22 protein-coding genes and 2 tRNA genes are annotated in these 26,294 nt (G+C 67.5%); 16 read left to right on the top strand and 8 right to left on the bottom strand.

Annotated features, from left to right (window positions below; genetic code table 11):
• The first annotated feature begins 36 nt into the window (after nucleotides 1–36).
• The 5 genes from DKG74_RS17745 to DKG74_RS17725 all read left to right on the top strand — a co-directional run bounded on the left by DKG74_RS17745 (nucleotide 37) and on the right by DKG74_RS17725 (nucleotide 3,145).
• On the top strand, nucleotides 37–348 hold the full coding sequence (locus tag DKG74_RS17745) for an integration host factor subunit alpha (RefSeq protein ID WP_109907520.1): 312 nt from the start codon (nucleotides 37–39) through the stop codon (nucleotides 346–348).
• Nucleotides 349–354: 6 nt separating this feature from the next.
• Nucleotides 355–990 (top strand): MerR family transcriptional regulator, encoded by a 636-nt coding sequence (locus tag DKG74_RS22320; RefSeq protein WP_243404159.1) that lies wholly within the window; start codon nucleotides 355–357, stop codon nucleotides 988–990.
• A gap of 100 nt (nucleotides 991–1,090) precedes the next feature.
• Nucleotides 1,091–1,167, top strand: a tRNA-Pro gene (locus DKG74_RS17735).
• Between the two features lie 173 nt (nucleotides 1,168–1,340).
• Nucleotides 1,341–1,417, top strand: a tRNA-Arg gene (locus DKG74_RS17730).
• Between the two features lie 228 nt (nucleotides 1,418–1,645).
• A complete protein-coding gene (locus DKG74_RS17725; RefSeq protein ID WP_109907519.1) occupies nucleotides 1,646–3,145 on the top strand; it encodes a flavin-containing monooxygenase in 1,500 nt (499 codons plus the stop codon).
• A gap of 120 nt (nucleotides 3,146–3,265) precedes the next feature.
• Here DKG74_RS17725 and DKG74_RS17720 read toward each other — a convergent pair whose 3' ends face one another.
• The 3 genes from DKG74_RS17720 to DKG74_RS17710 form a co-directional block, all read right to left on the bottom strand.
• Nucleotides 3,266–4,708, bottom strand: coding sequence for an amidase (locus tag DKG74_RS17720; protein WP_207779403.1), 1,443 nt, complete (start codon nucleotides 4,706–4,708; stop codon nucleotides 3,266–3,268).
• A gap of 7 nt (nucleotides 4,709–4,715) precedes the next feature.
• A complete protein-coding gene (locus tag DKG74_RS17715; protein ID WP_109907517.1) occupies nucleotides 4,716–6,419 on the bottom strand; it encodes a DEAD/DEAH box helicase in 1,704 nt (567 codons plus the stop codon).
• 159 nt (nucleotides 6,420–6,578) lie between these two features.
• Nucleotides 6,579–7,562, bottom strand: a complete 984-nt coding sequence (locus tag DKG74_RS17710) for an NAD(P)H-binding protein (protein ID WP_109907516.1) — start codon at nucleotides 7,560–7,562, stop codon at nucleotides 6,579–6,581.
• A 97-nt stretch (nucleotides 7,563–7,659) separates the two neighbouring features.
• On the opposite strand from DKG74_RS17710, the gene DKG74_RS17705 reads away from it, so the two are divergent.
• Nucleotides 7,660–8,628 (top strand): LysR family transcriptional regulator, encoded by a 969-nt coding sequence (locus DKG74_RS17705; RefSeq protein ID WP_109907515.1) that lies wholly within the window; start codon nucleotides 7,660–7,662, stop codon nucleotides 8,626–8,628.
• On the opposite strand, the gene DKG74_RS17700 is transcribed toward DKG74_RS17705, so the two are convergent.
• Both DKG74_RS17700 and DKG74_RS17695 read right to left on the bottom strand, forming a co-directional pair.
• The gene (locus tag DKG74_RS17700; RefSeq protein ID WP_109907514.1) at nucleotides 8,547–9,341 is read right to left on the bottom strand and encodes an SDR family NAD(P)-dependent oxidoreductase; all 795 of its coding nucleotides are present in this window, start codon (nucleotides 9,339–9,341) and stop codon (nucleotides 8,547–8,549) included. The genes DKG74_RS17705 and DKG74_RS17700 overlap by 82 nt on opposite strands.
• A gap of 14 nt (nucleotides 9,342–9,355) precedes the next feature.
• Nucleotides 9,356–10,063 (bottom strand): SDR family oxidoreductase, encoded by a 708-nt coding sequence (locus DKG74_RS17695; protein ID WP_109907513.1) that lies wholly within the window; start codon nucleotides 10,061–10,063, stop codon nucleotides 9,356–9,358.
• Between the two features lie 99 nt (nucleotides 10,064–10,162).
• On the opposite strand from DKG74_RS17695, the gene DKG74_RS17690 reads away from it, so the two are divergent.
• The 3 genes from DKG74_RS17690 to DKG74_RS17680 all read left to right on the top strand — a co-directional run bounded on the left by DKG74_RS17690 (nucleotide 10,163) and on the right by DKG74_RS17680 (nucleotide 13,735).
• Nucleotides 10,163–11,074, top strand: a complete 912-nt coding sequence (locus tag DKG74_RS17690; protein ID WP_109907512.1) for a LysR family transcriptional regulator — start codon at nucleotides 10,163–10,165, stop codon at nucleotides 11,072–11,074.
• Nucleotides 11,075–11,176: 102 nt separating this feature from the next.
• On the top strand, nucleotides 11,177–12,562 hold the full coding sequence (locus DKG74_RS17685) for a TIGR02594 family protein (RefSeq protein WP_109907511.1): 1,386 nt from the start codon (nucleotides 11,177–11,179) through the stop codon (nucleotides 12,560–12,562).
• Nucleotides 12,563–12,640: 78 nt separating this feature from the next.
• Nucleotides 12,641–13,735 carry a P1 family peptidase gene (locus tag DKG74_RS17680; RefSeq protein WP_109907510.1) on the top strand — a complete coding sequence of 365 codons (1,095 nt, stop codon included), beginning with the start codon at nucleotides 12,641–12,643 and terminating at the stop codon, nucleotides 13,733–13,735.
• Here DKG74_RS17680 and DKG74_RS17675 read toward each other — a convergent pair.
• Together DKG74_RS17675 and DKG74_RS17670 are read right to left on the bottom strand one after the other, a co-directional pair.
• On the bottom strand, nucleotides 13,727–15,460 hold the full coding sequence (locus DKG74_RS17675) for a M10 family metallopeptidase C-terminal domain-containing protein (RefSeq protein ID WP_133251617.1): 1,734 nt from the start codon (nucleotides 15,458–15,460) through the stop codon (nucleotides 13,727–13,729). The genes DKG74_RS17680 and DKG74_RS17675 overlap by 9 nt on opposite strands.
• Before the next feature lie 32 nt (nucleotides 15,461–15,492).
• Nucleotides 15,493–16,458 carry a LysR family transcriptional regulator gene (locus DKG74_RS17670; protein ID WP_109907508.1) on the bottom strand — a complete coding sequence of 322 codons (966 nt, stop codon included), beginning with the start codon at nucleotides 16,456–16,458 and terminating at the stop codon, nucleotides 15,493–15,495.
• Between the two features lie 94 nt (nucleotides 16,459–16,552).
• Here DKG74_RS17670 and aptA point away from each other — a divergent pair, with 94 nt between their 5' ends.
• The 3 genes from aptA (at nucleotide 16,553) to DKG74_RS17655 (ending at nucleotide 18,845) form a co-directional block, all read left to right on the top strand.
• Nucleotides 16,553–17,899 (top strand): omega-aminotransferase AptA, encoded by a 1,347-nt coding sequence (gene aptA, locus DKG74_RS17665; RefSeq protein ID WP_109907507.1) that lies wholly within the window; start codon nucleotides 16,553–16,555, stop codon nucleotides 17,897–17,899.
• A 4-nt stretch (nucleotides 17,900–17,903) separates the two neighbouring features.
• Complete coding sequence (locus DKG74_RS17660) at nucleotides 17,904–18,230, top strand: cupin domain-containing protein (protein WP_109907506.1); 327 nt, start codon at nucleotides 17,904–17,906, stop codon at nucleotides 18,228–18,230.
• Between the two features lie 84 nt (nucleotides 18,231–18,314).
• A complete protein-coding gene (locus DKG74_RS17655) occupies nucleotides 18,315–18,845 on the top strand; it encodes a hypothetical protein (protein ID WP_165837741.1) in 531 nt (176 codons plus the stop codon).
• A gap of 139 nt (nucleotides 18,846–18,984) precedes the next feature.
• Here DKG74_RS17655 and DKG74_RS17650 read toward each other — a convergent pair whose 3' ends face one another.
• Nucleotides 18,985–20,481: an acetyl-CoA hydrolase/transferase family protein gene (locus DKG74_RS17650; RefSeq protein ID WP_165837740.1), complete on the bottom strand. Its 1,497-nt coding sequence runs from the start codon at nucleotides 20,479–20,481 to the stop codon at nucleotides 18,985–18,987.
• Between the two features lie 151 nt (nucleotides 20,482–20,632).
• On the opposite strand from DKG74_RS17650, the gene DKG74_RS17645 reads away from it, so the two are divergent.
• From DKG74_RS17645 to DKG74_RS17630, 4 genes are all read left to right on the top strand, one after another.
• Nucleotides 20,633–21,988: an 8-oxoguanine deaminase gene (locus DKG74_RS17645; protein ID WP_109907503.1), complete on the top strand. Its 1,356-nt coding sequence runs from the start codon at nucleotides 20,633–20,635 to the stop codon at nucleotides 21,986–21,988.
• Nucleotides 21,989–22,096: 108 nt separating this feature from the next.
• Nucleotides 22,097–23,401, top strand: coding sequence for an NAD(P)-dependent oxidoreductase (locus DKG74_RS17640; RefSeq protein WP_109907502.1), 1,305 nt, complete (start codon nucleotides 22,097–22,099; stop codon nucleotides 23,399–23,401).
• Between the two features lie 10 nt (nucleotides 23,402–23,411).
• On the top strand, nucleotides 23,412–24,716 hold the full coding sequence (gene preA / locus DKG74_RS17635; RefSeq protein ID WP_109907501.1) for an NAD-dependent dihydropyrimidine dehydrogenase subunit PreA: 1,305 nt from the start codon (nucleotides 23,412–23,414) through the stop codon (nucleotides 24,714–24,716).
• Nucleotides 24,717–24,791: 75 nt separating this feature from the next.
• Nucleotides 24,792–26,294, top strand: coding sequence for a helicase HerA domain-containing protein (locus DKG74_RS17630; protein ID WP_109907500.1), 1,503 nt, complete (start codon nucleotides 24,792–24,794; stop codon nucleotides 26,292–26,294).

Below are 26,294 nucleotides of genomic sequence, written 5' to 3'. Positions count from 1 at the left end.
GTATGCCCGCGGCGACGGGCGCCCGCAGGGGGATCTATGTCGACCACGATCACGCGTGCTCATCTGGCCGAGGCGGTCTATCAGGAAGTCGGCCTGTCCCGGAACGAGTCGGCTGAACTCGTCGAATCCGTGCTCGACGCCATCGCCACCAGCCTGGTCGAGGGCGAGGCGGTGAAGATTTCCTCCTTCGGCACTTTCGCCGTGCGCCAGAAGGGCGGGCGCGTCGGCCGCAACCCCAAGACCGGCGAGGAAGTGCCGATCGAGCCGCGGCGCGTGCTGGTGTTCCGGCCGTCCCATGTCCTCAAGGATCACATCAACACCGGCCTTTCGGGTCGGCAGCGCGGATAAGGCGCCATGCCCGGGCCAGCGGCGGGAAGCGAAGGCGCCGAGGCGCGCCTGGCCCGTGGCCCGGCGAAACAGCCCGGGGCTTTCCGCACCATTTCCGAAGTGGCGCAGGAACTCGACGTGCCGCAGCACGTCCTGCGCTTCTGGGAGACGCGCTTTCCCCAGATCAAGCCGATGAAGCGCGGCGGCGGCCGGCGCTATTACCGGCCGGAGGATGTCGCCCTGCTACGCGGCATCCGCCATCTGCTCTACAGCGACGGCTATACGATCAAGGGCGTGCAGAAAGTCCTGCGCGAAAATGGCGCCGCCGCCGTGATCGCCGTGGCCAAGCCGCTGGCCGAGCGTCTGGCCGAACACCGCGACCATAATCCGGTCGTCGCCCTGCCCTTGCCCCGCCCTGCCCTGGCGGAGGAGGCGGACGAAGCGGGCGAAGCGGAAGACGAGCTGGTGGCCGCCGATTTCGAGGCGGAGGCGCCGCCCATGCCCGAAGTCGCCTCTCCGACAAGCGAATCGCCCCATCCCGGGACGGCGGGGGCTGCTGCGGAGCCGGTGGAGGATGTCGCCTACTGGCGCGGCCTGGCGCGTGAACTGCGCCGTGAATTGCTCGAGATCAGGGCCATTCTGGCCGAGAAATCAAAGATTTGAGGGCTTTCGCCGGGGGCTCGAAAAAACCGCGCCAGACCATTGCCCATCGCGCCTTCAGCGGCTATAGTCCGCCGCCTCGCGAGGATTTACCTCGCCATGACGGGCAGTAGCGCAGCCTGGTAGCGCATCAGTCTGGGGGACTGGGGGTCGTCGGTTCAAATCCGGCCTGCCCGACCAATCGAGAACGCCTTGGCGTTCAGGCACTTGGGGCCTTCCTTCGGGAAGGCCCTTTTTGTTTCGGATCCGCCAGTCGCGAAGGGAATTTCGGGCCCTGCCGATGAGGCATCATCCCCTTGCCGCTGGGCTTGCCGTCGGCCACGACTTCGGTTAAGGTCCGCGCCTCTTGATGCGGACCCGTAGCTCAGCTGGATAGAGCGCTGCCCTCCGAAGGCAGAGGCCGAAGGTTCGAATCCTTTCGGGTCCGCCATTTCTTCTTCGCATCGCTACTGCTTCCCGCCGCCGGACGGTCGTCGCGCCCCCGGGGGAGAGACCCCGTGTCGTCGGGTCTGTCCATGCCCGGTGCGACCGATTGATCCTGATCAATGCGCGAGACCTTCCCCTCGTGAAAGTTGACGCTGTCGTCATTTTTTGGCGTCATGAATGCAGGCTCCAGTCATAGGAGCCGCGACAACGAGGAAACGGGAGGGCCAGCACAATGGCTTTGGCAGCACGTGTCCCGGCGCCGGACAGCGCCGCGGCGGAACATTTCGACGTCGTCATCGTGGGCGCGGGGATTTCGGGGGTGGGCGGCGCCTATCACCTGAAGCAGCAATGCCCGGGCACCCGCTTCGTCGTGCTCGAGACCAAGGACACGTTCGGCGGCACCTGGGTCACCCACAAATACCCCGGCATCCGCTCGGACAGCGATCTCTACACCTTCGGCTATCGCTTCAAACCCTGGACCGGCGCCCCCATCGCGACCGCCGCCGAAATCCTGACCTACATGGGCGAGGTGATCGAGGAAAACGCCCTCGGCGAGCATATCCGCTACCGCCACAAGATCGAATCCGCCGCCTGGTCGGGCAAGGACGCGCTGTGGACCCTGAGCGTGCGCCGCGCCGACACGGGCGAGACCTTCCAGATCACGACGAATTTCCTCTGGATGTGTCAGGGCTACTATAACCACGACAAGGGTTACACGCCGGAATGGCCGGGCATGGCCAGTTACAAGGGCCGCCTCGTCCATCCCCAGACCTGGCCGCAGGATCTCGACTACAAGGGCAAGACCGTCCTTGTCATCGGCTCGGGCGCGACGGCGGCGACGCTGGTGCCGGCGATTGCCGGCGACTGTGCGCATGTAACCCTGCTGCAGCGTTCCCCGACCTATTTCATCCCGGCGCAGAACATCAACGAACTCGCCGACATGCTGCGCGCGCTCGAGGTCGACGAGACCTGGATTCACGAGATCACCCGGCGCAAGGTGCTGCACGATCAGGCCGAATTCACCCGCCGCGCGGTCGAGGACACGGCGGCGGTGACGCAGGAATTGCTGGCCGGCGTCCGCGCCTTCCTCGACGAGGATACGGTGGTCCGCCACTTCACGCCGCGCTACCGGCCGTGGCGCCAGCGCATCGCCTTCGTGCCCAACGGCGATCTGTTTCAGGGCGTGGCCAGCGGCAAGGCCTCCGTCGTCACCGACGAGATCGAGACGTTCACCGAAAAGGGCGTGCGCCTGAAATCGGGCCAGGAGATCGAGGCCGACATCATCGTGACCGCGACCGGCTTCAACCTGAACGTCCTTGGCGATATCGCCTTTACCATCGACGACAAGCCGCTCGAATTCTCGAACACCGTGACCTATCGCGGCATGATGTTCACCGGCGTGCCCAACATGGTCTGGGTCTTCGGCTATTTCCGGGCGAGCTGGACCCTGCGCGCCGATCTGATCGGCGATTTCGTCTGCCGCCTGTTGAACCACATGAAGGCCAAGGGGGCGTCCCGGGTCGAGGTGCGCCTCCGCCCCGAGGACAGGGACATGCCCCTGCTGCCCTTCATCGACGAGGAGAATTTCAACCCGGGTTACCTGATGCGCGGGATGCACCTGCTGCCGAAGCGCGGCGACAAGCCGGAATGGCAGCACACCCAGGATTACTGGCGCGAGCGGAAGGAGCTGCCGGCGATCGACCTCGACGATCCGGCCTTCGTCTACGGCTGAGGGGCGCTCCATCCGGATCGAGGTTCCGGCCTTCGCCGGAACGACGAGTTTGGGTCTCCATGCTTCCAAGTCGTCATCCCGGCGAAGGCCGGGATCTCGATCCGGAAGAGGCTCTTTCGGTTACACCAGCGCGGGCGCGAGGCGCAGGGCGTCGATATCGGGAGGGGGCAGGATGAAATCCGCCTCGCCCGCGATCGCGGCTTCGAGCGCGAGGGCGATTTCCAGCACCTTGCGGTCGCTGCCCGAGGGGCCAACGACCTGCAGGCCGAAGGGCAACCCTTGCGCATCCTGACCGCAGGGAATGGCGCAGACGACGCCTTGCGCCATGGTGATGCCCCAGGTCAGGGCCAGCCAGGTCATATAGGTGGTCATGCTTCGCCCCTCGACCGCCGCCGGGTACCACAGGTCGTGGGGGAAGGCGGAAACCGAGGTCGCCGGGCAGATCAGCACGTCGAAATCGCGGAAGAAGCGGTTGAAGGCGCGGTAATGCCGGGTCTGCTTCGCGAAGGCGCGGGCGATCCGCTCCACATCCAGCGTCAGGCCGCGCTCGGTATTGTCCCGCGTGTTGGGGCCGAGGCGGTCCGGCGTCGCCTTCAGGATGGCGCCATAGCTCGAGACCATGAACAGGCCGCGCAGGGTCTCGAACACGTCTTCCGCGTCCTGCATGGGCGGCGCGGCCTCGCTCGCTTCCGCGAAACGCGGGGCGAGGCGGGCGAGGCGCTGGCGGAACGTGCCGCGTATCCCGGGGTCGACGGCGGCGAAGCCGAGGTCTTCCGAGAAGGCGAGGCGCAGGCGCGACAGGTCGGCCGGCCGCAGGGGCGCGACCAGCGCCGGATCGACCGGTTTCGAGAACGGGTCGGCCGGATCGTGGAACGCCATGCCGGTCAGCAGCAGGTGGGCGTCGGCGACGTTTCGCGCCATCGGCCCTTCGACCGGGAAGGGCGACAGGCCGACGACGCGGCTCTCTTCCGGAATGAGGCCGGCGCTGGGCCGGAAGCCGACGACGCCGCAGAAGGCGGCCGGCGTGCGCAGGCTGCCGCCGAAGTCGGAGCCGGTGGCGAGGGGCACCATGCCGGTCGCGAGCGAGACCGCCGCCCCGCCGGATGAACCGCCGCAGGTCAGCTGGGGATCGTAGGGGTTACCCGTCGGACCGAAGACGTCGTTTCTTGTATTGCCGCCCGAGCCATATTCCGGCGTGTTGGTCTTGCCGATCACGATGCCGCCCGCCGCCCTGATGGCGGCGACGACGCCTTCGTCCTCGGTCGGGACATGGTGGGCATAAAGCACGCTGCCCCAGGTGGTGCGGATGCCCTTGGTCGCGTTCAGGTCCTTGATCGCGACGGGCAGGCCGTGCAGCGGGCCATTGTCGTCGCCAACTTCGGCCTCGGCCCGTTTCGCCGCTGCCCGCGCCGCGTCGAAGGCACGGGTGACCATGGCGTTCACCGCAGGGTCGACCGTCTCGATCCGCTCGATCGAAGCCTCCACCAGCTCCACCGGCGACAGCTCGCGCCGCCCGATCAGGCGGCGCAGCGTCGTCGCCGGCAGGCTGCAGAGATCGGTCACGGCGCGATCAGGCGTGTTTCTTCTTGAACTTGCGCGGCGGGGCACCGGCATCGCGCGGCGGGGGGGCGCCGCGATGCATCCGCTTTGGCGGGCGCGGGCCGTCCTCGGCGATGGGGCCGGCCCCGGCGGGCTCGATCCTGATCTTGGGATCGTCGCTCTTGCGCACCGCATCGGCGAAGCCCTGCGCGACCGAAGGCGCGATCTCGAATTTCGTGTCGCGGTCGAAGATGCGGATCGCGCCAATGTCCTGCTTGGTCACCTTGCCGAGGCGGCAGATGATCGGCAGCAGCCAGCGCGGATCGGCATTGTTGCGCCGGCCGACGTTCAGCTGGAACCACACGCCTTCCGTGCCGCCCTCGCGGCCGCCGGCAAGGCGGGGACCGCGCGGCGGCGGGGGCGCCGCCTCGTCCGAGATTTCCTCGGGCGCGGGCAGATTGGCGCGGCGCATCTTCAGGAAGGCGGCGGCGATCTTCTCGGCCGAATGGCTTTCGAGGAGATTGCGGGCGAGGGCGATGTCTTCCTCCCCCGGCTCCTCGGCCAGCAGGGGATCGGCCAGCAGGCGCTCGTGGTCGAGCTTCAGCACTTCGTCTGCGGTCGGCGCGCCCGACCACATGATGTTCAGCCGCGTGCCCATCAGCAGCTGCTCGGCGCGGCGGCGGCGGTGATGGGGCACCAGGATGACGCAGGTGCCCTTGCGCCCGGCGCGGCCGGTGCGGCCCGAACGGTGCAGCAGGGTTTCCCGGTTGTTCGGCAATTCGGCATGGATGACGAGGCCAAGGTCGGGCACGTCGATGCCGCGCGCGGCGACGTCGGTCGCGACGCAGACCCGGGCGCGGCCGTCGCGCACCGCCTGCAGCGCGTGGCTGCGCTCGTTCTGGCTCAGCTCGCCCGACAGCGCGACGACGGCGAAGCCGCGCTCCTGCAGGCTGGCGTGCAGATGGCGCACGGATTCGCGGGTGGTGCAGAAGATCATCGCCGCCCGCGCCTCGAAATAGCGCAGGACGTTGACGACCGCGTGTTCGAGTTCGTTGGGCGCGACGCGGACGGCGCGATAGTCGATGTCGCCATGGGCCTCGCCCTTGGCGGTCGCCTCGATGCGCAGGGCGTTCTTCTGGTAGCTGGTGGCGAGGGTGGCGATCTCGGGCGCGATGGTGGCCGAGAACAGCAGGGTGCGGCGGCTGGTCGGCGTCGCGTCGAGGATGAATTCCAGATCCTCGCGGAAGCCGAGGTCCAGCATCTCGTCCGCCTCGTCGAGGACCACGGCGCGGAGTTCGGAAGTGTTCAGGCGGCCGCGTTCCAGATGGTCGCGCAAGCGGCCGGGCGTGCCGACGACGATATGACCGCCATCATGCAGGGCGCGGGCCTCGCGCCGGACATCCATGCCACCGACGCAGGAAATGACCTTGGCCCCGGCCGGGCCATAGAGCCAGGTCAGCTCGGCATGGACCTGCATCGCGAGTTCGCGGGTCGGCGCGACGATGAGGGCGAGGGGGGCGTAACGGGGCGCCAGCCGCTCTTCCCCGGCGAGCAGGGTCGAGGCGATGGCGAGACCATAGGCGACCGTCTTGCCGGAGCCGGTCTGGGCCGAGACCAGAAGGTCGCGTCCCTCGGCATCGGGCTGGAGCACGGCGGTCTGCACCGCCGTCGGCTCGGCGTAATCGCGGGCCTCGAGGGCGCCATTCAGATGGGCATTGACGAAAGGAAAGGGCATGGAGTCTCGATCGGACCGATATGTGACGTGAGGGGGTGGGCCGCCTCGCGAAGGTCAAGGGATCGGCGCACGATAAGCGCCCCGGGGGCGCTGCATGGCCCTTTCCATACATGATTGTCCGGCCGAATGCCATGCTGCACCGCGCATGGCCGCCTCTTGTCAACGCGCGGGTGCCTTTTCCGCCACAGGCGCCGCCGCGAGGCAGCCGAGGGTGCGCAGGGCTTCGCGAAGGGCGACGGGGGCCGGCGTATGCGGCTCCGCCCCGAGAAAAGCGGTCAGGCGCCGGTTGTCAAGGCGCAAGGGCACCTGCCACAGGTAGCGCAGCTCCGCCATTTCGCGGAACAGCGGCACGACGGGCGCGGCGAGGCGTACCAAAGGCCACGGAAAGCGGCCGAGGCGAAGCGCATCCCGCCCCGTCGCCGCCCGGCAGGCGGCGAGAAGTTCGCCCCCGTCGGCGAACCAGTGGCCATCGAAATGGAAGCGGGCGAAGCGCGGCAGATCGGCCTCCCGTGCCAGCAGGCGGGCGATGGTCTCGCCGACATCGGGCAGATAGGCGAAGGCATGGCCGACGCCGTCCCGTCCCGGCCAGACGATCCGCGTCACCGGCCGTCCGGGCCTGACCATGGCCTGACCGAACCAGCTGTTGCCGGCCGGTCCGCCGAAGAAATCGCCGCAGCGCAGGATCAGCACGGGCAGGCCCGAGTCCTCCAGCGCGCGTTCCATGGCGATGCGGATCGCGCCTTTCTTCGTGTTCGCGACTTGCGCCGCATCCTCGGCGGCGAGGGCGGGTGGGTGGCTGCCGAAATTATAGACCGTGCCGGGCAGCACGATGCGCGCGCCGGAGGCCTTGGCGGCGGCGATGCTCGATCGCAGCATGGGGATGACGGTGGTTTCCCAATGGCGATAGCCGGGCGGGTTCACGCCATGGACGATGGCATCGACGCCCTCGGCCGCCGCGATCACCTCCGCCGGCCGCAGGGCATCGCCCCGGCGCGCTTCGATGCCAAGACCAGTGGGCAGTTTCGCCGGATCGCGGAGCAGGGCGCGGATGGTCCAGCCGTAGCGGCGCAGGGCCGTCGCCGTGGCGCCGCCGACGCCGCCGGTGATGCCGAGGATGAGGGCGGTCTTGCCATTGCCGGTCATGGGGTTGTTCCTGTCGTCGGTTGCGATGGCGGCAGGATGGACGGGTACACGGATATCGGAAATTGCGGGAACTCTTGCGTCTGCTATAAACAAATTTATGACTGAGCCGGATTGGGACCTCTACCGCAGCCTGCTCGCCGTGCTCGACCGGGGCAGCCTGTCGGCGGCGGCGCGGCTGCTCGGCCTGTCGCAGCCAACCCTCGGCCATCACGTCGCGGCGCTGGAGATGGCGCTGGGCGCGCCGCTGTTCACCCGCTCGCCCAAGGGACTGGTGCCGACCGAAACGGCGCTGGCGCTGAGGCCCCATGCGGAGGCCATGGCCAGCGCGGCGGCAGCCCTGCGCCGCACGGCTTCGGGCGGGGCGGACGCCCCCGGCGGTGTCGTCCGCGTCACGGCGAGCGAGATGGTCGGCACCGTCATCCTGCCGGCCATGATCGCCGGGTTGCGCCGGGCGCATCCGGGCATCGTCCTCGAATTGTCCCTGTCGGACCGCAGCGAGGATCTGCTGCGGCAGGAGGCGGATATCGCCATTCGCATGACAAGGCCGCTGCAAGGCAGCCTGCTCGCCCGCAAGATCGGGGAGATCGGCCTCGGCTTTCATGCCAGCCCGGCCTATCTGGCGCGGGAAGGAAGGCCGAAGGACATGGGTGATTTGCGGCATCACACGCTGATCGGGCCGGACCGGGATATCGAAACCTTGCGGGGCGTGATCCCGGCCGGCCTTGCCCTGACGCCCGAGATGTTCGCCATCCGGGTGGACAGCCATGTCGCACACCTCGCCCTTGTCGAGGCGGGGGCGGGGATCGGCGTCTGCCAGTTCGGCATCGCGGCGGCGGCCGGGCTCGTGCCCGTGCTACCCGACCTGTTCCGGCCGATGATGCCGGTCTGGCTCGCCTGTCACGAGGACCTGCGGGCCAGCCGGCGCATCGCCGCCGTGTTCGAGTTCCTGGGCGGGGCGCTGGCGGACTATGTCGCCCGCGACGCTCAGGCGATGGTGCGCACGATGCCGCCCTCGACCCGCAGCGCCGCGCCATTGGTGGCGGAAGCCTGGGGCGAAGAGGCATAGACCACCATGTTGGCGACTTCCTCGACCGTGGCGAAACGCTGGAGGAGCGAGGTCGGCCGCAGCTGGCGGACGAAGCCGGCGGCGAAATCGTCGACCGACTGGCCGGCGCCTGCCGCCATCGACTGCAGGAAATCCTCGACCCCGTCCGAACGGGTCGGGCCGGGCAGGACCGAATTCACGGTGACGCCGGTGCCGGCGGTCAGTTCGGCGAGGCCGCGCGACACGGCGAGCTGCGCCGTCTTGCTGACGCCGTAATGGATCATCTCGGGCGGGATGTGCAGGCCCGATTCCGAGGAAATGAAGACGATCCGGCCCCAGTTCGTCGCCAGCATCCCGGGCATATAGGCCCGCGACAGCCGCACGCCCGACAGGACGTTCACCTCGAAGAAGCGGCGCCAGTCGTCGTCCGAGATATCGAAGAAGCCCGAGGGCTCGAAAATCCCGGTGTTGTTGACGAGGATGTCCGCCTTGGGCAGGGCGGCCAGCACCTCGGCCACCCCTTCGGCGGTCGAGACGTCGCCGGGCGCCGCGATCAGTTGCGCGCCGGGGACGGCCTTGGCGATTTCGGCCATGGCGGTCTCGACGCGGGATTTGCTTCGGCCGTTGATGGCGACGCGGGCGCCGCTGGCGGCGAGGCCGCTGGCGATGGCCTTGCCGATGCCGGCGGTGGAGCCGGAGACGAGGGCGGTCTTGCCGCTGAGATCAATATTCATGGGTCTTTCCTCCTTCAGGCGATCAGGCCGCCGCCGTCGACGAAACTGGTGGTGCCGGTCATATAGGGATTGAGCAGCAGCGCGATCACCTGCGTCGCCACATGCTCGGGCTGGCCGGTGATGCGGGCGGGCAGGCGGGCGGCGGCCTGGGCGAACATGGCCGCCTTCGCCCCGGGCGCGAGACCCGACCAGACCGGCGTGTCGACCAGCCCGGGCGAGACCGCGTTGACCCGCACGGGCGCGAGTTCGAGGGCAAGGCCCCGGGCCAGCCCCTCCAGCGCCGCGTTGATCGCGCCCTGCGTGGTCGCGCCCGCGCTCGGCCGCTGGCTGAGGTAACCGGTGACGAGGGTGAGGGAGCCATGGGGTGCGATCCGCGCCGAGCGGGCGATGTGATAGGCGCCCCAGAATTTGGATTCCATGGCCGCCCGTGCCGTCTCCAATGGCAGCACGCGGACCGGTCCCGACTTCGTCGCCGCCGCGCTGACGACGATATGATCGAACACGGGCGCCGCGGCGAAGAAGGCTTCCACCGCGGCATTGTCGGTCATGTCGAGGACGGCGCCGGCAACGCCGATCTCCGCCGCGACGATTGCCAGCTTTTCCGGGTCGCGGGCGGCGATGGTGACGGCGGCGCCCAGCGCCTTGGCGGCCTGTGCCGTGGCACGCCCGATGCCGGAGCTGCCGCCGACGACGAGCACGGATTGTCCAGAAAGATCGAACATGGTGCGATTTCCAGTGGTTGAGCTGGGCTGAAGATGGACCTTTCCTGAAACGGTGAGAATAATCGCCGATGGCAATTCACTCTTGTCCATGAGTTGAGAATGAGACCGCTGGACAGCCTGACCGACATCAGCATTTTCGCCGCCTGCGTCGAGGAAGGCAGCCTGTCCGCCGCCGGGCGCAGCCTTGGCCTGTCGCTGGCCGTCGTCTCCAAGCGGCTGGCCCGGCTGGAGGCGCGGCTGGGCACCCGGCTGCTGAACCGCACCACGCGGCGCCTCAGCCTGACCGACGAGGGGGCGGGATTTCTCGAACGCTGCCGCCGCATTCTCGCCGATGTCGCCGAGGCGGAGGAGACAGTGCAGGCGAGGCGGGGCGCGGTCGAGGGCCTGCTGCGCGTCACCTGCACCGCCGCCTTCGGCCGGCGCCAGATCGCCCCCCGCCTCGCCGCCCTGGCCGAACTCTATCCCCGGCTGCGGGTGCAGGTGATCGTGACCGATGCCGTGCTCGATCTGGTGAAGGCGGGGATCGACGTCGCCATCCGTCAGGCCAGCCTGCCGGATTCAGGGCTGATCGTGCGCCAGCTCGCGCCCAATCGCCGGGTGCTCTGTGCCGCGCCTTCCTATCTCGCACGCTTTGGCGCGCCGCTGCTGCCGGCCGACCTGCTGCGCCACCGGGTGATCCTGATGGGCGACCCGGCGCCCACCGCGATCCGCCTCGATCCCGCGGGGGGCGGCGAGCAGGTCACCATCCCGATCGACGCGGCGGTGATCGCCAACGACGGCGAGGTCGCCCATGCCGCCGCCCTCGCCGGGGCCGGCATCGTGCTGAAATCCATCTGGGACGTCGCCGAGGATATCGACGCCGGCCGCCTCGTGCCTTTGCTGAACGACTGGCGTGCCCCAGCGGCGGCGATCCAGGCGGTCTATCCGTCCAGCCGGTTGCTGGCGCCCCGCGTGCGGGTCTTCATCGACTTCATGGCGGCGGCGCTGGCCGCCGCCGGGAACCGGTCATAATGGCATTGCAATGCAACATATAATTGTTTGTTGTGATTGTATGCAGTGATTGAGAGTGTGTGAAATCCGTGTAATCTATGGTTGCTCTCGGGGGAGATAGCCATGGTGAAAGTGGTCGATGTCGCAACCAACGTCGGAACCTACGCCGCGCAGATCGCGGCGGCGGGCGTGACGACAGTCATTCGGTATTACAACCACAGGGACGTCAACATCATCGGTAAGTGCCTGACGCTTCCGGAGCTGCAGCGCCTCCATGCGGCGGGCCTTTCGGTCGCGGTCGTCTTCGAGCAGCGCGCGGGGGCCGGTGACGAGACCCACCCGCAGGGCTTCATCGAGGATTTCAAGACCGGGGCCGGCACGCGCGATGCCAACCGGGCGCTCGCGCTCGCTCACAATCTGGGCCAGCCGGCGGGAAGCGCGATCTATTTCGCCGTCGATCACGATTTCGCGCGGACCGATGAGGTCAATCAGATCGTGGCCTATTTCAAGGAGGTCGCGGACCTGGTGCGGCCGGGCTATCGGCTCGGTGCCTATGGCTCGGGTCACATTGGCTTCAAACTGTTCGACGCGGGCCTGATCGACCTGTTCTGGCTCGCCGGGGGGCGGAAATGGACGCGGTCGGACGAGATGAGCCGTTCCGGCCGGTGGGCGCTGTGGCAGAGCAGCAAATCGCTCAAGGCGCCTTTCGGCGGCATCGGCTACGACACCAATGACGTCAACCCGGCCTTTCCCGATTTCGGTCAGTTCTCGGCCGCGGGCGTGCAGCCGATCGAGGAACGCATTCCCGCGCGCGCGGTCTACAAGGTGAAGGCCCGCGACGGCCTGCGCCTGCGGTCGGGGCCGAGCGATCAGAGCGACAGGATCACCAGCCTGCCCGTCGACACCGTCGTCTACGGCCTCTCGCTCAACGGGGAGTGGCTGCAGGTCGATTGCGACGGCGATGGTCTCGCCGACGGCTATATGTCGATCAATTTCCTCAGCTCTCTGTCGGGGGGCCTGCCGATCGCCGAGGTCGCGGGCAAGCGGCCGATCGACGTCGCGCGGGCGGAACTGGCGCGGGACGTCAGGGAAAATCCGGGCGACGACAACAATGACCGCATCGTGCTCTACCATTCCTCGACGAAGGGGGGCGCCGCTCCGGACGAAACCGCCTGGTGCTCGTCCTTCGTCAACTATTGCGTGGAACAGGCCGGTCTCCAGGGAACCGACAGCAAATGGGCGATGTCCTGGCACGATACCGGCTGGGGCCAGGACGTGACGGACGCGCCCGACGTCGGCGACATCGCGGTCTTCAAGCGGCGGCAGGGCGGCCCCAGCGGCGCCGTCCTTGGCGGTCACGTCGGCTTCTATCTGTCGCAGGGCGATGGCAAGATCAATCTCCTGGGCGGCAACCAGGCCAATACGATCAAAACGAGTGCCTATCCGATCAACGGCATGAGCGGTCCCTATCACTACAAGTTGCTGTCGATCCGCCGCCCGCCCGGCTGACCCGCGGCGGTGGTTCCCGGCCGGTCGCTCCGGCGGCTAGAATGGTCCCAGCCATCGTCCGCCGCCGGAGTCGCCGTCATGACCGAACTGAACCCGATCACCCATTCGCCGAACGGGCGCCGCCGGGGCCGGGGCTACGGCCTGCCCTTTCGCGGCGTGACCGGGCCGGTCAATGCGATCACCGATGTTCCGGGGGTTCAGGTCGGCTTTACCACGCTGAACGATCCCGAACGGCATATTCACACCGGTGTGACCGCGATCCTGCCCCGGCCGGCGCAGGACCTGCTGCATCCGGTCTGGGCCGGCATGTTCTCGATGAATGGCAACGGCGAATTGACCGGCAGCCACTGGGTGCGCGACGGCGGCTGGGCCTCGGGGCCGATCGCCATTACCAACACCGCGTCCATCGGCATCGTCCACCACGGCCTGAACCGCTGGATGATGCACCGCTTTCCCGATGAGGCGGACGGGCTCTGGCTGCTGCCGGTCGTCGGCGAGACCTATGACGGCTGGCTGAACGATCTCTGCGGCCTGCATGTGACCGAGGGCCATGCCATGGCGGCGATCGACGCGGCGACGGCGGGGCCGATCGCGGAAGGTAATGTCGGTGGTGGCACCGGGATGATCGCCTATGAATACAAGGGCGGCACCGGCACGGCTTCGCGCCTCGTGTCGGTGCGGGCCGGGGGCTATATGGTCGGCGCTCTCGTGCAGGCGAACCACGGCCGCGGCCCCTGGCTGGAGGTCTGCGGCGTCCGTGTCGGCGAGGCGATGCCGCCCGCGCCGATCTGGTCGAAGGAAACCGGCTCGATCATCGTGATCATCGGCACGGACGCGCCCCTGCTGCCCGGCCAGCTCGAGCGCATGGCCCGCCGCGCCGCCATCGGCATCGGCCGGGGCGGCACGCCGTCGGGCAATTCTTCGGGCGACATCTTCTTCGCCTTCTCGACCGCCAACGACCCCGGCCCCCTGCCGGAGCCGCCGCTGCTCACGCTCCGTGCCGTGACCAATGATGACCTCGACCCGCTCTATATGGCGGTGGTCGAATGTGTCGAGGAAGCGGTGGTCAACGCCATGCTGGCGGCGGAAACAATGCTTGGGCGCAAGGGCCGCGTCGTTCCCGCCCTCGACGGCGAGGCGGTGGCGGAACTGGTCCGCCGGACGTCACGATAGCAGGAAATCGCCCCGGTCGAGGGTGACGAGGCCGCTCAGCACGATGGTGAATTTCTGGCTGCCGGTGTGCAGCGTGCCCTCGATCAGCGTGTTCTCGGTGCTGTAGCGGTAGTGCAGCTCACCGGCGGCACCGCTCAGCGCGCTGTCGCCGATCCAGGTGAAATTATCGGCCGTCATGGCATAGCCGTCGTGAATGTTGATCGCGCGCAGGTCGATGCGGTCGATCCCATGCTCGAAGTCGGTGATCGTATCCTTGTCGCCGACGAGGAGCCGGGCGGGGGTCTCGGCGCCCCAGACGAAGAGATCGCGGCCCTCGCCGCCGGTCATTCGGTCGTTGCCGTCGCCGCCGTCCAGCCGGTCGACGCCGCCACCGCCCGAAATCCTGTCGACGCCGGCCCCGCCGAAGAGGCTGTTCTTGGCGTCGGTGCCGGTCAACGTGTCGTTGTAATCGGTCCCGATCAGATTCTCGATGCCGACGAAGATGTCGCGGCTGCTGCCCACCCGCTGCGCGGCGGTCGAGCCGAGATCGACCACGGCGGCACCCGAGGCTTCGGCCATGGACACGGTGTCGTAACCCGCCCCGCCATCCAGCCGGTCATTGCCGAGGCTGATGTTCAGCAGGTCGTTGCCGCCATTGCCATAAAGGGAGAAACCGCCGTCGTATCCCGAATAACGGTGGACGCCCAGCGTATCCTTGCCCGAGCCGCCCCTGATGCTCTCGACCGCGAAGATGAGCACTTCGTCGGCACCGAAATCGAGGCGCGCGACATGGGCTGCGTCCATGACCGTGCTCATGACGATGGCGCCGGTCACGGCCGACAGATCGAGCGTGTCGAGCCCCGCGCCGCCGTCGATCGTGTCGTCGCCGGAGGGGAGAAGGAAGAGATCGTTGCCGTCACCGCCGAAGAGCGTGTCATTGCCCGCGCCGCCGTCGATCCGGTCGTTGCCGGCGCGGCCCTGGATCGTGTCGTCGCCCGCGCCGCCGGCAATCACGTCCGCCGCGGTCGAGCCATAGATCGTGTCGGCGGCCGCGGTCCCGGTCAGCGTCAGGGTCTTCCTGGCCGCGTCCCACGACCAGGATTCCAGATTGGCGCCGTCTGCGCTGCCGTAGATCGCCCTGGCCGCCTGCCGGTCGAAGGTGCCCAGAGAGGGAAAATAGTCATTGTAACTCATGACGGTGTGGTCGCCGTCGTCGGTCGCCGCGGTGAGTGTGTCCGGGTTTTCCTCGCTGGATTCGAAGGGGTGCTTCAGGCCGATGGCGTGACCGATTTCATGTAACAGGATGTGTCGCAGTCCGTCCGTGCTGAAACTCTGCTCGGTGGTGATGAAGACATCGCCGCCGATGGCGCTCGAGACGAGTTCGCCGGTCCAATCGCTGTAGAGCGTGGGATAATAGGCATAGCCGGCGGCCCCCGCGACATCGGTCGTGCTGAAGTCCAGCTTGTTGAAGACGATGTCGGCATCCGTTCCCTTGACCTCGAGGAAGGTGATGCCGGAGACATCGCCCCAGGTCTTCAGGGCGCTGCGTGCCGCGATGATCTCGCTCGTGGTGAAGGCCTGCCAGGTCGCCGCCGCGGATGCGCCCTCGAATTCGGCGACATGGCCGGGCACGACGGTCGGAAAGGAAAAGGTGACGAAGGCGGAACGTCCCGGCGCCAATTCCCCGTAAGGCGCGCTCCAGGTGGAGCCTGAGAGCAGGGCGCGGTAGTTCGATATCTGAGCCACGGTATCCCCCCGGTCGAGCGGCGGGCACCATTTTATGGTGCCGTGCCAGTGTCCGCAACCGGACGTTCGGTCGGGGCCTGTGACGGACGCCACAGAAGATCGAGATAGGTCTTCAGGATCAGGTTGGGCTGGCCGCCCTTGCGCGTCACCACGCGGAATTCGGTGACATAGCGGTAATCGTCCGGCCGCAGCGCCCGCATCCGGCCCTGATCGACCCAGAGCTGGGCGTAATGGGTCGGCAGATAACCGATATAGAGACCGGTCAGGATCAGGAAGGCGACGCCCTCGCGGTCGGTCGCCGTGCCCGTGGTGCGCAGGGGGCGGTGCAGGGCGCGGGCTTCCAGGGTCTGGGCATAGGTCGGCGCCACCGCCTCGGCGCGGGCGATCATCTCGTCACCGATCGCCGCGTCGGCCAGGCTGAAGAGCGGATGGCCGGCGCCGCAATAGAGCAGCGAATCCTCGTCATAAAGCGGGCGGTAGTCGAGACCGGGCAGGCTGCGCAGGGCCGGGGTCACGCCGACATGCAGGCTGCCGTCGAGAACGCCGCGCTCGATATCGCCGGGCGGGATCATGCGGATGTTGATGCGCACGTCCGGCCCCGCGGTCTTCAGGGCGGCGATGGCGTCGGTCACCTGCATCCGGGGCATGGTCACCAGATTGTCGATGATGCCGATGTCGAGCGGCCCGCGCAGCCGGGCGTGCAGCGTATCGACCTCGCCCCGGAAATTTTCGAGGGCGGAGAACAGGCGCAGGCAGGCGTCGTGCACCTGCCGCCCCTCGTCGGTCAGGGCGAAGCCAGCCCGGCCCCGGCTGCACAGGCGCAGGCCGAGGCGTTTCTCGAGGTCGGCCATATGCATGGAAATGGCGGCGCGGCCGATGTTCAGTTCCACCTCGGCCGCGGAAAAGCCGCCGCATTCGACCACCGTGTGGAAGATGCGCAACAGACGGATCTCGATATCGCCGACTGGCGGCTGGCTGGCTGCCCGCTTTCGCGCCATGGGTCAATAAACCTTGAACTGAATGAAAATACTTGAGGATATGACGAGGGTAAATCGCGGCGCATCCTGAAGGCAACCGCCATGGAGTTCCGTGATGACGCTGTTCGATCCGGTCAAGGCCGCGGGGATGTCCCGTGACGACCTCGAAGCCTATTGGATGCCCTATACCGCCAACCGCGAGTTCAAGGACAATCCGCGCATGATCACGGCGGCCGACGGCTGCCACTACACCGATGCACAGGGGCGCCGGATCTACGACAGCCTGTCGGGCCTGTGGTGCACCGGCTCCGGCCATCGCCGCAAGGAGATCGTCGAGGCGGTGTCGCGCCAGATCTCGGAACTCGATTTCGGCCCGGGCTTCCAGTTCAGCCATCCGGGCGCCTTCCAGCTCGCCAACAAGGTCGCCAGCCTGACCCCGGCCGGGCTCGACTATGTCTTCTTCACCGGTTCGGGCTCAGAATCCGCCGATACCTCGCTGAAGATGGCGCGGGCCTACTGGCGGCTGAAGGGCCAGCCGACCAAGACCAAGCTGATCGGCCGGGCCAAGGGCTATCACGGCGTCAATTTCGGCGGCATGAGCCTTGGCGGCATCGGCGGCAATCGCAAGCTCTATGGCACGCTGCTCGACACCGATCACCTGCCCCACACGCTGCTGCCGGAAAATGCCTTCTCGAAGGGCCTGCCGGAGAAGGGCGGCGTCCAGCTTGCCGACGCGCTCGAGGAAATCGTCGCGCTGCACGATGCCTCGAACATCGCTGCCGTGATCGTCGAGCCTTTCTCGGGCTCGGCCGGCGTCGTGGTGCCGCCCAAGGGCTATCTCCAGCGCCTGCGCCAGCTCTGCGACAAGCACGGCATCCTGCTGATCTTCGACGAGGTGATCACGGGTTTCGGTCGCACCGGCTATAATTTCGCCGCCGATGCCTTCGGCGTCACCCCCGACATCATGAATGTCGCCAAGGGCCTGACCAATGGCACGGTGCCCATGGGCGCCGTCATCGCCTCGAAGGACATCTACGATACCTTCATGGCGGCGGGCGGGCCGGAGTATCTGGTCGAATTCCCCCATGGTTACACCTATTCGGGCCATCCGGTGGCCTGCGCCGCCGGCCTCGCCGCCATGGATATTTTCGAGAAGGACCGGATTCCTGAGCGCGCGCGCCAGCTCGCCGCCTATTTCGAGGAGGCGATCCACGGCCTCAAGGGCCTGAAATATGTCACCGACATCCGCAATTTCGGCCTTGCCGGGGCCTTGCAGATCGAGGCGGCACCGGGCGCGCCCGCGCTCCGGCCCTATCAGATTTCGATGAAATGCTGGGACGCCGGTTATTATGTGCGCTACGGTGGTGACACGATCCAGCTTGCCCCGCCCTTCATCTCGACCCAGCAGGATATCGACGGACTGATGAACGCGATCAACGACGCCATCACCGCGCTGGCCTGACGCCATGGCTTTCAAGTGCGACATTCCGGCGGTGGCGACGCTGCAGTCGGAAAATGAAAATGTTCGCATCACGCGCTGGGACTTCGCGCCCGGCGCCGTGACCGGCTGGCACGAGCACGGCTGGCCCTATTTCGTCGTCATGATCACCGATGGCGTCATGCGCGTGCACGACGGCGAAAAGGTGGTCGACGTGCCGTGGAAGGCCGGCGCCGCCTACCAGCGCCCGGCCGGCATCCGGCACGACGTGATGAACGGCGGCGCCCGCCCCATGAGTTTCGTCGAAATCGAGATCAAGCGCTCGGAAGCCTTCGCCTTCGCCGCACAGATATAGGGGGATCGTTTCCGCATCGAAGATGGACGGCTTCGCGCGTCGCGTGCATCATGATCTCGCCAAATGAAGGGCCATGGGGGGATCATGCTGGTGCGAGCGTGGGTGTTCATGGGGGTGTTCATGGGGGTGTTCGCCGGTCTGGCGATGGCGGGGCCCGTCCTGGCCGATCCCGCGCCGCTCACCGTCACGCTGGCCGATCCGGCCTGGACCGGCGACAAGATCCCGGAAGGCCAGCAATGCCGCAAGTTCGGCGGCAAGTCGCCGATGACCCCGGCCCTGAAGGTCGAGGGCTTGCCCGCCGGCACGGTCGAGGTGCTGGTCGAATTCAACGACGAGGATTACTACGATCTGTCATTCGGTGGCGGTCACGGCATCATCGGCTTTGCCGCGGGGCCGGGAACGGCCGTGCTGCCCGCCGTCCCGGGCGAGACCTGGGAAATGCCCCCGGGCGTCCGCATCGCGGACGAGAACAGGGCCACGGGCTCTTATGCCACACCGGGTTATCTGCCGCCCTGTTCGGGCGGCAACGACCACCGCTATTTCGCCGTGGTGAAGGCCATCGACGGGAACGAGGAGGTTCTCGCCGAAGGCCAGGTCACCATCGGCCGCTTCTGAGTAATATCAGAACGATTGAATGGCATGCCCCGTCGCCCCGGCGAAGGCCGGGGCCTCGTGACGAGCAAGGCGCCCTTGCTGGCATAAGATGCCGGCCTTCGCCGGCATGACGAAAAAAGCGGCGCGGGTGGGGCGGCGTTCAGAACGCCGCCTTCATCGTGCCCTTCTCCTTATAGGCGAGGTGCCAGGCGAAGACCTTTTCCATGCAATGGGGGGTCTGGCCGCCGCGCTTCACCGCCTCGTCGTAATAGGCCTGCAGGGCCGGGCGGTAATCGGGGTGGGTACAATTCTCGATGATCAGCTTCGCCCGCTCGCGCGGGGCAAGACCGCGCAGATCGGCGAGGCCCTGCTCGGTCACGATCAGGTCGACGTCGTGTTCGCAGTGATCGACATGGGAGACGAAGGGCACGATCGACGAGATCGCGCCGCCCTTGGCGACCGATTTGGTGACGAAGACCGACAGATAGGCGTTGCGGGCGAAATCGCCCGAACCGCCGATGCCGTTCATGATATGCGTGCCGTTCACATGGGTGGAGTTCACGTTGCCGTAGATGTCGGCTTCCAGCGCCGTGTTGATGGCGATGAGGCCGAGGCGGCGGATGACCTCCGGATGGTTGGAGATTTCCTGCGGGCGCAGCACCAGCTTGTCGCGGTAGCGGGCGAAATTGGGCATCACCGCCTCGTCCCGCGCCTTGGACAGGGTGATCGACGAGCCCGAGGCGAAGAGCATCTTGCCGGCGTCGATCAGGTCGAAGGTGCTGTCCTGCAACACTTCGGAATACATCGTCAGGTCCTTGAACGGACTGTCGATGAAACCATGCAGCACGGCGTTGGCGATGGTGCCGATGCCGGCCTGCAGCGGCTGCAGCGACAGGCCGAGGCGGCCGGCGGCGACTTCACCCTCGAAGAAACGGGTCAGGTGGCGGGCGATGGCTTCGGTCTCGTCGTCCGGGTCTAGGATGTTGGAGGTCGAGTCCTTCTTGCCGGTCTCGACAATGGCGACGATCTTGGCCGGGTCGACCGGGATATAGCCAAGGCCCGGCCGGTCGTCCGGATTGGTGATCGGGATCGGCTGGCGATGCGGCCGGCGCGACGGGATATAGATGTCGTGCACGCCCTCGAGCGCCGTGGTCTGGTTGATGTTGATCTCGACGATGACCTTTTCGGCGAGGATGGCGAAGGTCGCAGAATTGCCGACCGAGGTGGTCGGCACGATGCCGCCGCTCTCGGTGATGGCGATCGCCTCGATCACCGCGACGTCGATCGGCCGGATCTGGCGCGAGCGCAGCAACTCGACCGTTTCCGACAGATGCTGGTCGATGAACATCACCTCGCCGTCGTTGATTTCGCGGCGCAGGGCCGGGTCGGACTGGAACGGCAGGCGGCGCGACAGGAGATGCGCCTCGGCCATGGTCTTGTCGAGATCGTTGCCGAGCGAGGCGCCGGTCATCAGGGTGATCTTCAGCGGCTCCTTGCGCGCCCGTTCGGCCAGCGCCATCGGGACCGCCTTGGCCTCGCCCGCGCGGGTGAAGCCGCTCATGCCGACGACCATGCCGTCCTTGATGTAGCTCGCGGCTTCCTCGGCCGAGACGATCTTGTCCCGGAGGCTCGCCATTCTGATACGATCGCTGACCATGCCATGCTCCATGCCAACTGGATGGGCCGCGCAGGATACGGCCTCTGGTCGTAGTTAGCGCGGAGAGGGCGGCAGTGCACATTGCGCTATCGCATGGCACCGGTGCATCGCTGCATGATTTTGACCAAAGTCGTATGGAGTTTGTAATTTCATGGCGAAAACCCTGCTGATCCGGAACGCAAATGTCCTCGTGACCATGGACGAGGGCCGTCGGGAGATCGCGGGGGGCGGCTTGTTCGCCGAAGATGGCCGCATCACCGCCGTCGGCACCGGCGACGACTTGCCGGAAACGGCGGACGAGGTGATCGACCTTGCGGGCCATGTCGTCATCCCCGGCCTGGTGAACACCCATCACCATATGTATCAGAGCCTGACGCGGGCGGTGCCGGGGGCGCAGGATGCCGAACTCTTCGGCTGGCTCACCAGCCTCTATCCGCTGTGGGCGAAGCTGACGCCGGAGATGATCCGGGTCTCTACCCGCGTGGCCATGGCGGAATTGCTGCTCTCGGGCTGCACGACGTCGAGCGATCACCTCTATATCTATCCGAACGGCTGCCGGCTCGAGGATTCGATCGAGGCCGCGGCCGATATCGGGATGCGTTTCCACGCCTGCCGCGGCGCGATGAGCGTCGGCGTCTCGAAAGGCGGCCTGCCGCCCGACAGTGTCGTCGAGGAGGAAGAGGCGATCCTGAAGGATGCCGCCCGCCTGATCGAGACCTGGCACGATCCCGCGCGCTTCTCGATGCTGCGGATCGCGGTCGCGCCCTGTTCGCCCTTCTCGGTCAGCCGCGACCTGATGCGCGAGGCGGCGAAACTGGCGCGCCACTACGGCGTCTCGCTGCATACCCATCTGGCCGAGAACGTGAACGACATCGCCTACAGCCGTGAGAAATTCGGCATGACCCCGGCCGAATATGCCGAGGATCTGGGCTGGGTCGGGCCCGATGTCTGGCACGCCCACTGCGTCCAGCTCGACGAGGCGGGGATCGACCTTTTCGCCCGCACCGGCACGGGTGTCGCCCATTGCCCCTGTTCCAACATGCGCCTCGCTTCCGGCATCGCGCCCATCCGCAAGATGCGCGACCGGGGCGTCTGCGTCGGCCTCGGCGTCGACGGCTCCGCCTCCAACGATGGCGGCAACATGCTGGGCGAGGTGCGTCAGGCCCTGCTGCTCGCCCGGGTCGGCTTCGGCCCCGCGGCCATGACCGCGCGCGAGGCGCTGGAGATCGCCACGCTGGGCGGCGCCAGGGTGCTGAACCGGGCCGATATCGGCGCGCTCGCTCCCGGCATGGCGGCGGACCTCGTCGCCTTCGATCTGTCGGGGGTCGGTTTCGCTGGCGCCTTGCACGATCCCGTCGCCGCCCTTGTCTTCTGCGCGCCGGAACGGGCGGCGCTTTCCGTCGTCAACGGCCGGGTGGTGGTGCGGGACGGGCAACTGGCCAGCCTCGACCTGCCGCTGGTGATCGAGCGGCACAACCGGCTCGCCCGCGCGCTCGCGACCGACTGACGGTTGCCCCTCGCGAAAATTGATTGCCTTCGCCGATCATAAAACTTGACCATTTGATCAGGTTTTGGTGAGCTTGAACGACAGGGGTTCACACGGGAAGGGCGGTCCATGGCGCTGGCAGGGCAGGTCGGGGGCAATTGCCCCAAGGGGGCGAATGGATCGCCGATCGAATTCGATCTTCACGCGCCGCTGACCGGCCATCAGGCGAGGGTGGAGGCGGAGCGTTGTTACTATTGCTATGACGCGCCCTGTACCACCGCCTGTCCGACCTCGATCGACATCCCGCTGTTCATCCGCCAGATATCGACCGGCAACGAGCTCGGCGCGGCGAAGACCATTCTCGACAGCAACATCATGGGCGCCATGTGCGCCCGGGTCTGCCCGACCGAGCAATTGTGCGAACAGGCCTGCGTCCGCAACACGGCGGAGGACAAGCCGGTGACCATCGGTCTCCTGCAACGCCACGCGACCGATGCCCTGTTCGACGACGGCCGTCAGCTCTATGGCGTGGGCGCGCCCACGGGCAAGACGGTGGCCATCGTCGGCGCCGGGCCGGCGGGGCTTGCCTGCGGCCATGCCCTCGCCCGCCTCGGCCATGCGGTCACGATCTTCGAGGGACGGGCGAAATCCGGCGGCCTCAATGAATATGGCATCGCCGCCTACAAGGCGGCGGGCGGCATCGCCGCGCGCGAGGTCGATTACATCCTCGGCGTCGGCGGGATCGAGGTGAAGCACGACACCCGCCTTGGCCGCGACATCAGCCTCGATCTCTTGCGCAGCCAGTTCGACGCGGTCTTCCTCGGCATGGGGCTGGGCGGGGTGAATGCGGTCGGCATCCCGGGCGAGGGCCTCGCCGGTGTCGAGGACGCGGTCGGTTTCATCGCCGCGCTGCGCCAGGGCGTGCCGGCGCCGGTCGGTCGCCGGGTCGTGGTCATCGGCGGCGGCATGACCGCGATCGACGTCGCGGTGCAGGCCCGGCTGACGGGGGCGGAGGATGTCACCATCGTCTATCGCGGCGCCGAAAGCGCCATGAAGGCCAGCCCTTACGAGCGGGAGGTGGCGCGCAGCCGCGATGTCCGCATCAAGACCGGCCTCCGCCCGAAGGCGATCGTGGGCGAGGGCGGCCGGGTGATGGCGGTCGAGTTCGCCTATGCCGACGGGCGGGATGAAACCTGCGTGATCCCGGCCGATCAGGTGTTCAAGGCGGTGGGGCAGAGTTTCCTCGCGGGCGACGGGGCCTCGGCGCTCGCCCTCGATGGCGGGCGGATCGCGGTCGATGCCGGGCGGGCGACCTCGCTGCCCGGGGTCTTCGCCGGGGGCGACTGCGCCGCGGGTGGTCAGGACCTGACCGTCGCCGCGGTCGAGGACGGCAAGATCGCCGCCCTCTCCATCGACAGCTATCTGCGCGCCTGAGGGGGATGCCATGGCCGATCTGACCACCACTTTCGCCGGCATCAAGTCGCCCAATCCGTTCTGGCTCGCCTCGGCGCCGCCGACCGACAAGGCCTATAACGTCATCCGTGCCTATCAGGCGGGTTGGGGCGGCGTCGTCTGGAAGACCCTGGGCGAGGCGGGGCCGCCGGTCGTCAATGTGAACGGCCCGCGTTACGGCGCGCTGCACGGCGCCGACCGCCGGGTGATCGGCTTCAACAATATCGAGCTGATCACCGACCGGCCGCTGGAGCTGAACCTCCAGGAAATCAAGCAGGTGAAGCGCGACTGGAAGGACCGCGCCCTCGTCGTCTCGCTCATGGTGCCTTGCGAGGAAGAGGCGTGGAAAGCCATCCTCAAGCAGGTGGAAGAGACCGAGGCCGATGGCGTCGAGCTGAATTTCGGCTGCCCGCACGGCATGTCGGAACGCGGCATGGGCTCGGCCGTCGGCCAGGTGCCGGACTACGTCGAGATGGTCACCCGCTGGTGCAAGCAGCACAGCCGGATGCCGGTCATCGTGAAGTTGACCCCCAACATCAGCGACATCCGCGCTCCGGCGCGGGCGGCGAAACGGGGCGGGGCCGACGCGGTCTCGCTGATCAATACGATCAATTCGATCATCGGCGTCGATCTCGACGCCATGACCATCGCGCCCTCGACCGACGGCAAGGGCACCCATGGTGGCTATTGCGGCCCGGCGGTGAAGCCGATCGCCATGAACATGGTGGCGGAAATCGCCCGCGACGCCGAGACGCGGGGAATCCCCATTTCCGGCATCGGCGGCGTCACCACCTGGCGCGACGCGGCGGAATTCATGACCCTGGGCGCCGGCAACGTCCAGGTCTGCACCGCCGCCATGGTCTATGGCTTTCGCATCGTCGAGGAGATGATCACCGGCCTGTCCGAATGGATGGACGGCAAGGGCCACACCTCGACCGCGGATTTCATCGGCGGTGCCATTCCCAATGTCACCGACTGGCAGTATCTGAACCTCGACTACGCGGTGAAGGCGCGCATCGACCAGGACAAGTGCATTTCCTGCGGCCGCTGCCACATCGCCTGCGAGGACACCTCGCATCAGGCGATCACGGCCATGGTCGACGGCAAGCGCCGGTTCGAGGTGATCGACGAGGAATGCGTCGGCTGCAACCTCTGCGCCAGCGTCTGCCCGGTCGAGGATTGCATCACCATGGAGCCGATCACGGGGCTCGATCCCCGCACCGGGCGCGAGGTCGGGCGCAGCTACAGCAACTGGACCACCCACCCGAACAACCCCAATCGCAAGGCGGCGGAATAGGCCGCCGTCCTTCGCGTTGACTCCGCCGGCCAAGGCATTAAGACGGGGGCCTGCGGATGTGAGGGGTAGGGTGCGATGAAGGTTGGAATCGAGATGGGGGCGCAGTCGAATGGCGCGCCGGCCCTGCTCGATCTCGAGGAATTGCTGGCGACCCGTCTGCTCGTCCAGGGCAATTCGGGTTCGGGCAAATCCTACCTGCTGCGCCGCCTTCTGGAGCAGAGCGCGCCCTATGTGCAGCAGGCGGTGATCGACCCGGAGGGTGATTTCGTCACCCTGGCCGACGAATACGGCCATGTGGTGGTCGAGGCGACGCGCTCGGAAGCGGACCTGACCCGAATCGCCGCCCGGGCGCGCCAGCACCGGGTCTCGGTCGTGCTCAGCCTCGAGGGGCTGGATGCCGAGGAGCAGATGCGCTGCGCCGCCGCCTTCCTCGGCGGGTTGTTCGATGCCGAGCGGGATTACTGGTATCCGATGCTGGTCGTCGTCGACGAGGCCCAGCTCTTCGCCCCCGCCGCCGCCGGCGACGTCTCGGACGAGGCGCGCAAACTCTCCCTCGGCGCCATGGCCAACCTCATGTCGCGCGGGCGAAAGCGCGGCCTCGCCGGCATCATCGCCACCCAGCGCCTGGCCAAGCTGGCGAAGAATGTCGCCGCCGAAGCCTCGAATTTCCTCATGGGCCGCACTTTCCTCGACATCGACATGGCGCGGGCCGGCGATCTTCTCGGCATGGACCGGCGCCAGACGGAAATGTTCCGCGACCTCGGCCGGGGCCATTTCGTCGCCCTTGGCCCCGCCCTGTCGCGGGTGCCGCTGGCGATCCGAATCGGGCCGGTGGTCACCAGCGCCCGCTCGACCAGCCCCATCCTGTTGCCGCTGCCGGAACAGCCGCCCGTCGATGCCCGCGATCTCATCTTCAAGGCGGGCGCGGACGAGCCGCCGGTCTATCGCCCGGCACCTCGGGCGCCGGCCCCGTCGCCCACCGCCGATATCCTGCTCGAACTCTCGCGCAGCCGGCCCAGCCTCGGCCCGCCGCCCCCGGCCGAGGAGCCGGACGATGGCCTGAGCGAGGAGGAGCGCCGCGCCGCGCATCAGGAAATCATGCGCGACATTCTCGCCGACCGGGATGCCGCCTATCGCACCAATGCCGTGCTCTATCAGGATTTTCTGGTCCGCTGCCGCATCCGCCGGCTGACCGGCTCGCCGCCGGACCTGCCGGCCTTCCGCCGCCTGCTGGCCATGGTCCGCGCGGGCATCGACCCGGAGGCCGGGGACGATTCGGCCTCGGCCCGGGCGATCGAGATGGCGTCGCGCCTGACCGAAGACCTGCAGGGCATTTTCCTGCTGCTGGCCCAGGCGGCCATCGCCGGCCAGCCCTGCCCGCCCGACGCGGCGATCGCGCAGGCTTACGGCACCCAGTCCCTGAGCCGGGCGCGCCGCCTGCTGACCTATCTCGAGGAATGCGGCCTCATCATCTGCCGCAACGATTTCCGGGGCCAGCGGGTGGTGGCGGTGCCGGAACTCGGCGTCGAATCGGCGCCGGGCGATGCCGCCGCCCCGGCGCGGGGGGCGGGGGGCTGA

This window comes from Zavarzinia aquatilis, assembly GCF_003173035.1.
GTDB lineage: Bacteria > Pseudomonadota > Alphaproteobacteria > Zavarziniales > Zavarziniaceae > Zavarzinia > Zavarzinia aquatilis.
The sequence above is the reverse complement of the archived record's forward strand: the minus strand, read 5'-3'. Positions and strand labels throughout refer to the sequence as shown.

Coding starts and splice junctions, on each gene's coding strand:
- DKG74_RS17745 (WP_109907520.1), top strand. CDS start 37: ATGTCGACCACGATCACGCGTGCTCATCTGGCCGAGGCGGTCTATCAG.
- DKG74_RS22320 (WP_243404159.1), top strand. CDS start 355: ATGCCCGGGCCAGCGGCGGGAAGCGAAGGCGCCGAGGCGCGCCTGGCC.
- DKG74_RS17725 (WP_109907519.1), top strand. CDS start 1,646: ATGGCTTTGGCAGCACGTGTCCCGGCGCCGGACAGCGCCGCGGCGGAA.
- DKG74_RS17715 (WP_109907517.1), bottom strand. CDS start 6,419: ATGCCCTTTCCTTTCGTCAATGCCCATCTGAATGGCGCCCTCGAGGCC.
- DKG74_RS17710 (WP_109907516.1), bottom strand. CDS start 7,562: ATGACCGGCAATGGCAAGACCGCCCTCATCCTCGGCATCACCGGCGGC.
- DKG74_RS17705 (WP_109907515.1), top strand. CDS start 7,660: ATGACTGAGCCGGATTGGGACCTCTACCGCAGCCTGCTCGCCGTGCTC.
- DKG74_RS17700 (WP_109907514.1), bottom strand. CDS start 9,341: ATGAATATTGATCTCAGCGGCAAGACCGCCCTCGTCTCCGGCTCCACC.
- DKG74_RS17695 (WP_109907513.1), bottom strand. CDS start 10,063: ATGTTCGATCTTTCTGGACAATCCGTGCTCGTCGTCGGCGGCAGCTCC.
- DKG74_RS17690 (WP_109907512.1), top strand. CDS start 10,163: ATGAGACCGCTGGACAGCCTGACCGACATCAGCATTTTCGCCGCCTGC.
- DKG74_RS17685 (WP_109907511.1), top strand. CDS start 11,177: ATGGTGAAAGTGGTCGATGTCGCAACCAACGTCGGAACCTACGCCGCG.
- DKG74_RS17680 (WP_109907510.1), top strand. CDS start 12,641: ATGACCGAACTGAACCCGATCACCCATTCGCCGAACGGGCGCCGCCGG.
- DKG74_RS17670 (WP_109907508.1), bottom strand. CDS start 16,458: ATGGCGCGAAAGCGGGCAGCCAGCCAGCCGCCAGTCGGCGATATCGAG.
- aptA (WP_109907507.1), top strand. CDS start 16,553: ATGACGCTGTTCGATCCGGTCAAGGCCGCGGGGATGTCCCGTGACGAC.
- DKG74_RS17660 (WP_109907506.1), top strand. CDS start 17,904: ATGGCTTTCAAGTGCGACATTCCGGCGGTGGCGACGCTGCAGTCGGAA.
- DKG74_RS17655 (WP_165837741.1), top strand. CDS start 18,315: ATGCTGGTGCGAGCGTGGGTGTTCATGGGGGTGTTCATGGGGGTGTTC.
- DKG74_RS17650 (WP_165837740.1), bottom strand. CDS start 20,481: ATGGTCAGCGATCGTATCAGAATGGCGAGCCTCCGGGACAAGATCGTC.
- DKG74_RS17645 (WP_109907503.1), top strand. CDS start 20,633: ATGGCGAAAACCCTGCTGATCCGGAACGCAAATGTCCTCGTGACCATG.
- DKG74_RS17640 (WP_109907502.1), top strand. CDS start 22,097: ATGGCGCTGGCAGGGCAGGTCGGGGGCAATTGCCCCAAGGGGGCGAAT.
- preA (WP_109907501.1), top strand. CDS start 23,412: ATGGCCGATCTGACCACCACTTTCGCCGGCATCAAGTCGCCCAATCCG.
- DKG74_RS17630 (WP_109907500.1), top strand. CDS start 24,792: ATGAAGGTTGGAATCGAGATGGGGGCGCAGTCGAATGGCGCGCCGGCC.